General features: G+C 29.7%; 9 protein-coding genes and 1 pseudogene. 8 read left to right on the plus strand and 2 right to left on the minus strand.

The genetic code is table 11. The features are described 5' to 3' along the window. The first annotated feature begins 791 nt into the window (after nt 1-791). The 7 genes and pseudogenes from JJE11_RS10055 (at nt 792) to JJE11_RS10080 (ending at nt 5,150) form a co-directional block, all read left to right on the plus strand. Nucleotides 792-1,784: a replication initiation protein gene (locus JJE11_RS10055; RefSeq protein WP_291635139.1), complete on the plus strand. Its 993-nt coding sequence runs from the start codon at nt 792-794 to the stop codon at nt 1,782-1,784. A 476-nt stretch (nt 1,785-2,260) separates the two neighbouring features. Next, a complete protein-coding gene (locus JJE11_RS10060) occupies nt 2,261-3,178 on the plus strand; it encodes a hypothetical protein (protein ID WP_291635141.1) in 918 nt (305 codons plus the stop codon). Next, entirely contained in the window at nt 3,171-3,569 is a 399-nt protein-coding gene (locus JJE11_RS10065; protein ID WP_291635143.1) for a PBECR2 nuclease fold domain-containing protein, read from the plus strand. The genes JJE11_RS10060 and JJE11_RS10065 overlap by 8 nt, the downstream gene beginning before the upstream one ends. Before the next feature lie 549 nt (nt 3,570-4,118). Then, nucleotides 4,119-4,532: an AAA family ATPase gene (locus tag JJE11_RS10070; RefSeq protein WP_291635145.1), complete on the plus strand. Its 414-nt coding sequence runs from the start codon at nt 4,119-4,121 to the stop codon at nt 4,530-4,532. Further along, nucleotides 4,495-4,599 (plus strand): annotated as a pseudogene (locus JJE11_RS17755) (AAA family ATPase); the annotation flags it as partial. The gene JJE11_RS10070 and the pseudogene JJE11_RS17755, both read left to right, overlap by 38 nt. A 60-nt stretch (nt 4,600-4,659) precedes the next feature. After that, a complete protein-coding gene (locus JJE11_RS10075; protein WP_291635147.1) occupies nt 4,660-4,893 on the plus strand; it encodes a hypothetical protein in 234 nt (77 codons plus the stop codon). Next, nucleotides 4,878-5,150: a hypothetical protein gene (locus JJE11_RS10080; RefSeq protein ID WP_291635149.1), complete on the plus strand. Its 273-nt coding sequence runs from the start codon at nt 4,878-4,880 to the stop codon at nt 5,148-5,150. Before JJE11_RS10075 ends, JJE11_RS10080 begins: the two co-directional genes overlap by 16 nt. A 469-nt stretch (nt 5,151-5,619) precedes the next feature. On the opposite strand, the gene JJE11_RS10085 is transcribed toward JJE11_RS10080, so the two are convergent. After that, nucleotides 5,620-6,093 carry a hypothetical protein gene (locus JJE11_RS10085; protein WP_291635151.1) on the minus strand — a complete coding sequence of 158 codons (474 nt, stop codon included), beginning with the start codon at nt 6,091-6,093 and terminating at the stop codon, nt 5,620-5,622. Nucleotides 6,094-6,512: 419 nt separating this feature from the next. Between JJE11_RS10085 and JJE11_RS10090 the strand changes: the two genes are divergently transcribed. Continuing rightward, entirely contained in the window at nt 6,513-7,112 is a 600-nt protein-coding gene (locus JJE11_RS10090; protein WP_291635152.1) for a recombinase family protein, read from the plus strand. Between the two features lie 238 nt (nt 7,113-7,350). On the opposite strand, the gene JJE11_RS10095 is transcribed toward JJE11_RS10090, so the two are convergent. Beyond that, a complete protein-coding gene (locus tag JJE11_RS10095; RefSeq protein ID WP_291635153.1) occupies nt 7,351-7,809 on the minus strand; it encodes a hypothetical protein in 459 nt (152 codons plus the stop codon). Nucleotides 7,810-8,125 lie beyond the last annotated feature (316 nt).

Here is an 8,125-nt window from a genome sequence, read left to right on the forward strand (position 1 = left end):
CAAAAACTTAAGATTGAAAAAGAAGCTGAGAGAATTCTAAAAAGAAATAAAAGAGAAGATTTAGAACTATAAAAAAGAGAACAACTACAGTTGTTGTTTTAGATTGTTTTACAATCTTTTGTTTTAAGTGATTTAGGCATGACCTTATCCGTCTGATAGCCAAGCTTACAAAAATCTAATGCGAGCTTTGCATAGTTAACTACGAGTTTTGCATAGTGAAATACGATTGCGAACATATATGTTGACTATTCGCATTTAAATGTGATGGTCTTTGTCAATAGATATAGTAATTGATGCTTTATATCTGTATTACGTTATTGTATAGTAGTGATTTTTAGTATAAAGTTACAGAGCTATCGAACAACCATTATATATAAGCAAATGTAATTACATCTTTGAATACTAAAGTATATTAAAATACATTTTGTGATTTCATTATTTAATTTATATATTATTTAATACAACAACAATTTGTCTTACCGCTAGTGGTAAAACAAATGATTAATAATGTGTAACTTATTTATGGATATCCTTATTGTTGTTGTTTTAAAGGTTTTAAAGATACAACAAGGTTTTAAAAGTTTTACGCATACCTCAAAACCAATGATACCAACGCTTTCAAGAATCTAATATGACCAAAAAGGGGTGAACTATGACCAAAAAGGGGTGAACTATAGGATTAACTATGACCAAAAAGGGGTGAACTATGACCAAAAAGGGGTTGTGCAGATATATATTATGACTTGACATTTTAAAAGTCATAATATATAATTTTACTGAGGTGGTAAATAATGGCCAAAAGCAGAAACTTAATAGTAAAATCTAATTATATTGTGGAGGCTTCATATAAGTTAAGTGTTGGAGAACAAAGAGTTATATATATTTTAACTTCTATGATTAATAAGGATGATGAGGATTTTAAATTATATAAATTTACTGCAAAAGAATTTGCAGATATAATTGGAACAAAAAGTAAGAATATATATAGCCAAGTGTCTCAGTATGTTGAAGCTTTACGAGATAGGGATTTAACTATAATAAAAGAAAAGTCCGTTTTAAAAACTAAATGGTTAAGCTCGGCAGAATACTTTGTTGATGAAGGGTATGTAGAATTAGAATTTTCACCAAAGCTTAAACCATATTTATTAATGCTTAAAGAGAGATTTACAAAACTTTCACTTGAACAGATGGTTAATTTTAATAGCCAATATTCAGGAAGAATATATGAGTTTTTAAAACAGTATCAAAATATAGGATTTAGAACATTTAAAATTGAAGATTTAAAGGCTTTACTTGGAATAGAAATTGGAGAATATAAGCTATATGGTGATTTTAAAAGAAAAATATTACTAAAAGCACAGCAAGAAATTAATTGTGAAAGTGAATTGTTGATTGAGTTTGAAGAAATAAAAACAGGTCGCAAAGTAACTTCAATAAAATTTTACATAACCAGCAATAAAGCTAAGAATGAAATAGCAGCCACTGTAGAAGAATATGATACAGTGGACATAAAACAAGTGCAGGCTATAATTCATGAAGATATATCTTACATTGAAGCAAGTAAAATATTAAATGCTGCCAATGGAGATATTAAAAAAGTAAAAGAAAAGTATAATATTATAAGTCAATTGAGCAAAGTAAAAAATGTAGTAGGAACTATGCTAGTAGCATTAAAAGAGAACTGGACAACTACAAGCAAAGAGAAGGTAAGTGCCTTTAATAATTATGAGCAAAGGACCTACAATTTTGATGAATTAGAGAAAAAATTGTTAGGGTGGAAATAATATCAATGTGTATAGCACTTTAAAATGCATATAAACGATTTTAAGGACATTATGAATGTAATGCATATAAAAACCACATATCCATTTTAAAATTGAATATGTGATGCTATAAAGCAATCTAGGGTGTATCTATTGGGATATATCCTTTTTTATTTTAATTGAGCCATAGAGGCACTTTTTCCAACTTTTCTATAATCAAAGTTAGTCACCCAACATAATATTTTAAATTAATGTAATTATTGACTTCGCACGAAAAAATTCAACAGGTTACCTACTTAGTATCGTTATGCACACTATGTACACTGTTTAGCATTACGTATTATTACATCATCTAGTTAATACGAATAATATTAACTGAATATATGCAGATATATACCGTATTTTGAATATCTATATGCGAATCAATGTGTTTTACAAGCTAATTATTTCGTGCTACTATCAATTTAGATAAAAATTGTAAAGGAGGTTGATGCACTATGGCAAGGGTATTTAATATACTTAAATCTGTTAAAGTTTATAGTGAAGGGCTTGCATTAAGGAAGTATCATGAATCATGGAGAATATATAATAAAGAAGTTAAAAATGGATTTTTCGCTATTTTTAATGAGTTTGAAGATAAACATTTAAAGGATATTGAGGCAGGAGCATTAAAGCTATATATCTACTTGGGAATCCATTCAAATAACACTAATGGCGAGAGTTGGCATAGTGTTGAAACTATAGCTGCGTTCTTTGATGTTCAAACAAGAACTGTTGATTATTGGGTTTCTGACTTATCAAAAAGAAATTTAATATACAGAGCAAAAAATAAACATAAGACGGCTACAACCTATTTATTACCTTATAGTGATACTCTTATAAAGGTCCAACCTACACATAGATACCAATTTGATTGCGATGAATTAATTGCAAACATTGTGCAGCGTATTGAAATTTCTGGGAGTATAACTGGGAAAATTAAAGGTGTTTATCATCTATTTCAATGGAAAACCAAAGTAGGGGTACCTATAAAAGAAGATAATACTCAATGGTTATTTATAATAACTGAGAGAACTAATGGAATAAGGATAGGTAGTTATTATGGTTTTAAAACCTCTATAGATTTCGGAGTAAGTAAATTAAAACTGGATGACATATATATGTTTGAGAGTAAATTTAAATTTAATGGAGTACCATTAACGGGAATTGCACTTCCTCATACTCATCAAATAGAAGAATTAAAAAATAAAGGACATATTCTTGAAATAATTGAGGATTTGAGCAATTTGACAGAAGATAACCTAAAAGAGTTTGCAATATTACAGTATGGGGAAATTTCAAAAACATTAAATATTATTGAAGATAGTGAAAATATAGAGGAAGCTAAAAAACCGGGGGAAGTTATAGATGAGTGACGTTATTGGTTTATTAGAAGAACATCCAAGTAAAGAACAGTTTGTTGGAACCTTAAGGCAAGATATAATAGATTTATTAAAATTAGAGTTACCTGCAGGAAATATACTAATAAATCCAGGTGCCATTAAGCATATAAAAAGAAAGCATATGAAGATATTTAAGCAGTATTTTCAATCCATACCTGATATTATAAGCAATCCTGATTATGTAGGAATTAATCCTACAGAACCTAATAGTGTAGAATTAGTAAAGGTGTTTTCGGACAATATACTTGTAGCTATAAAGCTAGATCGCTGGGGTAATTTATCTTTTTCGAGTATTTATGATATAAAACCGGGCAAATTAGAGAATAGACTCGCTAGTGGAAGACTAAAGAAAATTTTGCTATAAATCAGCTATTGCTTTAAATGTACAAGCTATGTATAATTAGGTTAAGGTCAGTGTAAGACTGGTAGTAATTTAATAAAAATATCTAGTTAATGTATAATAATTACTAAAAAAGTTTAATATAATAATAACGGATTGCTGAGGATCGGAAAGGTTCCCGACACGCTATCGTTTTAATAGATAGTTAACAGGTATGCAGGATACACCGCCCTGCCATCAATCCAACGTATTTTTAAACCCCTTAGCTTTAAGCTAAGGGGTTTAATTTTTAACTCTATTTTAAAACTAGCAAATATGATGGTTTTTTTATTTATAGGATTTCCTAATATGGGTAGTTTTGGCGGGTAAAGTAAAAACACCCTGTTAGGAAACTTCATTCTAGATTGTACAAAACAACTTGATCCTATGACAGAAGGAATGTTAAAAATGATGGGTGAGTTTTCAGAATTAATGTAGTAACATCAATTCTAAACTTCTAACATTCTTTACTTCTAACATTCTTGACTTCTGAAATATTTTAGAATATAGTGATAATAGAAGGAAGTGTGAATTATGATAATTAGTGTATTTAATCAAAAGGGTGGGTGTGGAAAATCAACTACTTGCTGTAATTTGGGAGCATATCTAAGTAGACACGGAAGAAAAGTTTTGCTTGTAGACATAGACCCACAAGCTAATTTGACTGTAAGTGTAGGCATCGATGATGAAACGTTAAATAAAACCATTTATGATCTATTAAGAAGTTCGGAATCTAAGAAGGAAAGAATTTTAGAAGTAATACAGGAAACTTCTTACGAAAGACTCTCTATTATACCTAGTGACATAACTCTTTCAGATGCTGAAATAACTCTAAGTAGCCTTATGAAGAGAGAAGAAATCCTTAAAAGAATACTCAATCAAATCAAAGATAGATATGATTATATTTTGATTGATTGCCCCCCCAAGTTTAGGATTACTTTCAATTAATGCATTAGTTGCAAGTGATCAATTAATCATTCCAGTATCACCTACGTTTTTTTCACTTAAAGGTGTAAAACATTTAATCAATACTTTCAATCTTGTAAAAGATAACTTGAATTCGAAGTTAGAAATTATGGGGATTTTAATCACACTATTTGATGGCAGGAAAAAAATATCTAAGGATATTAGAAATATTCTTATGGAGACTTTTGGAGATAAAGTATTTAATACAATTATTAGAGCAGATGTTAAAATTGAAAATTCACAAGATAGTTTAATTCCAATTATATATTATGCTGAGAAATCTAAAGCCTGTGATGACTATGTTGAATTTGGAAAGGAAGTTTTAAGATGGGAGCAAAAGTAACTAATAGTGGTAGTAAAGGTATTTTCGAAAGTTTAAATAATGGAATTTCAGAATCTAAGAAGGAAAATTCTTTAGAAGTTAAGAAGGGAAGTTCTAGTGTCCCAAAGATTAAAAGAAGCTATGCTCTAACCTCAGACACAATCAAGAATCTTGAACGCATGAAATTAGATGATTTTGAGACAGGGACTTCGCTTGAATCTATAGTGGAACTTGCCATTAATTATTATTATAATCACAATCACAAGAAGGAAAAGTAATCTTAAATTTTAGATTACTTTTCCTTTTCTTATTTATAATGAGAGGCCGACAAGTACCAAAAGATTAAAAGCAATAAAATTTATAACTAATTGGGGTACGTCAACGACTAATGTAAAAATAACCTCCTAGAAAATAGCATTAAAAAGGGCTATTGCCCTTAGTCGATTGCGACACATTATAAGAAGCATGCGAACTAACTTATTTTAAACAATATTTTTGGACTAATAATCAGCGTTATTCAGCAGGTAATTATGAATCTCCCACTTTATATTCTAACGCCCACTAGCAAATCTTATAAATACCCATACAAGCCATAGTCCTCCTGTAATGATAGTCATAAATATATCAAATAATACACTACATGTTGTTCTTCTTTTCATTTTTGGTGCTGCTTTCAAGAGATTTTCGATAACGAATACTCAGTTGGTTGAGTTAGTCACGTAAGCCCAACCGCTCATTTTGTTGTCGTTATTTTTGCTTTTCGAGCTTAATCTTTGTAGTCGTGCCCATAGCGGAAGCTTCATAGCTTAATACGCCGTTTTGATATGTCATAGTTTTAGTATCATCACTTGAAGCGAGCATAGCACTTTCAGTTTTACTATGGTCATTTTTCGAAGCCCATGTGTAAGGTTCGTTAGCAGTTGTCGGAGCGACAAAAGAGCCAGCCCAATAAAGCGATTTTGTGTCGCCGTTATCACTTACCCAGTAAATTCCAATCGTATCACCGCTTATTGTAGCGGCTTGATAAGTGTCATCAGATTTACTGTTTGATTGTTTCCATTCTCCTGTCAAGTCAGGTATTTTCTTTTCAGGGGTTTTACTTTCCGTTGAGCTTGCAGGGGTATTGTCACCGTTGCCCGAGCTTTTCGGCGTGGAGCTACACCCAGTAAATAGAGTTATGAGCAGAGCCACGCAAAGGGGAATGATTGCTAGTTTTTTCATTTTCGTTATCCTCCTATTTTTTTATTAAGTTTAGTCTTAACTTTATCTAACTGCTTTTGATATTTTTCAACAGCACTTATATTATTATACCTTTTCGGGGGACAGTCAAAAACAGCCAATAACTGACTAATTGTAATTTGTATAATCGGTTACTTCGCTATTGAATACAATTGCGACGCAACTTGTGTATAGATTATACCATTTAATACTTTATTGTAAAATATATAGATATGTACATATCATATTCCATTACTTGTTAGCGTCTCAAAAATCTATAGTTAAATGATACGTTGAAAAAGACAGATAATAGCATCTATAAACCCACTCAATTGGTTGCAAGAGTGTATCATGTGATTTGATAGGTTTTATGATACACTTAGTAATAAAGCAATAACAATAATTTGTGGGGAGTTGTAAGAATGAATAGTGTCTATGCTTATATTCGGGTTAGCACCAAAGAACAAAATACAGACCGTCAGCATGAAGCTTTGAAAGAATATGCTACTTCTAATAATCTTAAATACAAAATCATATTCGAGGATAGAGCAAGTGGTAAAGATTTTGAAAGATTGCAGTATAGAGCATTAAAAGAAATAGCTAAAACAGGAGATACAATTATAATAAAAGAACTTGATAGGTTAGGACGTAACTTCATGGATACACCAAAAGAACTGCAATATTTCTTTGAAAGAAGTATAAAAGTAATAATACTTGATACACCCTTAGTAAGCACAGGAGATGACAAATTAGATTATACGATAAACAATATGCTTATTAACTTCTTGTCTTATATAGCCGATAAAGAAAGGGAGAAAATACAGGGTAGAGTTATAGAGGGATTAAAGAATGCTAAGGCTAAAGGTATTAAGTTGGGTAGACCTAATAGAAGTTTACCTGAAGACTTTAAAAAGTATTATAGTAAGTGGAAAAACAAAGAAATAACAGGAATTGAATTTGCAAAGTTATTAAACATAAGTAAAGCAACATTATATAGATACATAAAAAAATATGAATTATAAGAGAGGGGTAACACCTTCTTTTTTTATGGAATATTATAATTAAGTCATTTATAATACATTGAATGTAACAAGTCAATACGTTATGTTACATTGAAATTAAAAAAAACAAGGAATGAGCAATACAGCCAATGTGCAAGTAACACAATTACCATTGTGTTACTTGCAAAATATCAATATACCTTTAATATAAGTAACCCAATATAAGAATATTACATTTTTATATTGGGTTACTTATAAATTATGCAGATTCTTCTTTTTCTGTAATATACCATTTGCCTTTTATATTCTTAACAGTAAATTTTATTGGTATATGGGATGAACCACCAACAACTTTATTATTTGAATCCATTATTTCAACTGAATATGTCATTTTCACATAAACTATACCTGCAACTTTAATTCGTGAATCTTCGTTTAAACTAAAATCTACTTTATAAGTTTTTTTATTATTTAATGGATAAGCATTATATATATTTGTTGTTTTAAATACCTGTTGTGACATATGTTTGGACAATTCATTAGTGTATCCCTTATTAGTCAGAAATGCTTCTTTTACTAAATTATAAGTATCTGACTGTGAAAACCATTTAGGCATAATTTTAGTATATGCATAAGTACTCATAATGCCCAAGCATAGTATAATTCCTATACTTAGTATTATATTTTTTTTAATATAGTTCTTCACTTTATTAAACATATATATACCCTTTTTTATTCCAAACCCTTCTTTGTAAACTTCATAATTTTATACAATTTTGCTAATAATATATATTTAATTATACCATAGTTACCATAAATTGAGTATATTAAAAATTCTTTTGAAATGAGCAATAGAGTCAATGTGAAAGTAACTCAATTGGTATTGTGTTACTTTCACTTTGGTTTAAAAATAAAAAGCCTAGTACATTAATTGTAGAATTATGATATAATAGTAAAAATATTTTATAAAGGGGATTAAAAATGATATGTCAAAAGTGCGGAGAAGAATTACTAAAGGATAGTATATTCTGTAG

This window comes from Clostridium sp. (assembly GCF_016650095.1).
Lineage (GTDB): Bacteria > Bacillota > Clostridia > Clostridiales > Clostridiaceae > Clostridium_AD.

What these genes read in the sequence shown, in the direction of transcription:
- JJE11_RS10090 (WP_291635152.1), top strand. Translation starts at nt 6,513, where the DNA reads ATGAATAGTGTCTATGCTTATATTCGGGTTAGCACCAAAGAACAAAAT.
- JJE11_RS10075 (WP_291635147.1), top strand. Translation starts at nt 4,660, where the DNA reads ATGGGGATTTTAATCACACTATTTGATGGCAGGAAAAAAATATCTAAG.
- JJE11_RS10060 (WP_291635141.1), top strand. Translation starts at nt 2,261, where the DNA reads ATGGCAAGGGTATTTAATATACTTAAATCTGTTAAAGTTTATAGTGAA.
- JJE11_RS10085 (WP_291635151.1), bottom strand. Translation starts at nt 6,093, where the DNA reads ATGAAAAAACTAGCAATCATTCCCCTTTGCGTGGCTCTGCTCATAACT.
- JJE11_RS10065 (WP_291635143.1), top strand. Translation starts at nt 3,171, where the DNA reads ATGAGTGACGTTATTGGTTTATTAGAAGAACATCCAAGTAAAGAACAG.
- JJE11_RS10095 (WP_291635153.1), bottom strand. Translation starts at nt 7,809, where the DNA reads ATGTTTAATAAAGTGAAGAACTATATTAAAAAAAATATAATACTAAGT.
- JJE11_RS10070 (WP_291635145.1), top strand. Translation starts at nt 4,119, where the DNA reads ATGATAATTAGTGTATTTAATCAAAAGGGTGGGTGTGGAAAATCAACT.
- JJE11_RS10055 (WP_291635139.1), top strand. Translation starts at nt 792, where the DNA reads ATGGCCAAAAGCAGAAACTTAATAGTAAAATCTAATTATATTGTGGAG.
- JJE11_RS10080 (WP_291635149.1), top strand. Translation starts at nt 4,878, where the DNA reads ATGGGAGCAAAAGTAACTAATAGTGGTAGTAAAGGTATTTTCGAAAGT.